The sequence below is a fragment of the Pseudomonas sp. B6(2017) genome (genome assembly GCF_002112765.1).
Classification (GTDB): domain Bacteria; phylum Pseudomonadota; class Gammaproteobacteria; order Pseudomonadales; family Pseudomonadaceae; genus Aquipseudomonas; species Aquipseudomonas piscis.
Map to the genome: position 1 here is coordinate 1 of NZ_NEIQ01000074.1, position 666 is coordinate 666.

Here is a 666-nt window from a genome sequence, read left to right on the forward strand (position 1 = left end):
ATAGGTCGCACTGTAGGTGCCGGCGGCGCCGGTCTCGATCCAGTTCCCGCTCAGCACGGCGTTGGCCGCCGTGACCGCCTCCTTCAGCGCACCGGCCTGAAGGCGGCGCTGAAGCTGGGCGGTGTCAATGCCAGCTCTGCAGCCTACGCCATTACGGCGGGGGCGGTGACGTCGGCCACGCTGACGGTGGACAAGGCCAGCTACGTGGCGGGCAGTCCTCTGGTGGTGACGGCGACGCTGAAGGATGCGCAGGGTAACCCGGTACCGGCGCAGGCCGGTGCCGGCCGTGGTCGCGGTATAGGTCGCACTGTAGGTGCCGGCGGCGCCGGTCTCGATCCAGTTCCCGCTCAGCACGGCGTTGGCCGCCGTGACCGCCTCCTTCAGCGCACCGGCCTGAAGGCGGCGCTGAAGCTGGGCGGTGTCAATGCCAGCTCTGCAGCCTACGCCATTACGGCGGGGGCGGTGACGTCGGCCACGCTGACGGTGGACAAGGCCAGCTACGTGGCGGGCAGTCCTCTGGTGGTGACGGCGACGCTGAAGGATGCGCAGGGTAACCCGGTACCGGCGCAGGCCGGTGCCGGCCGTGGTCGCGGTATAGGTCGCACTGTAGGTGCCGGCGGCGCCGGTCTCGATCCAGTTCCCGCTCAGCACGGCGTTGGCCGCCGT

The 666-nt window shown here is 70.3% G+C and carries 1 protein-coding gene; it reads left to right on the forward strand.

Annotated features, from left to right (window positions below):
- A partial coding sequence (locus tag CAG11_RS33745; RefSeq protein WP_218191895.1) for a hypothetical protein occupies positions 1 to 666 on the forward strand: 666 nt, incomplete at both ends.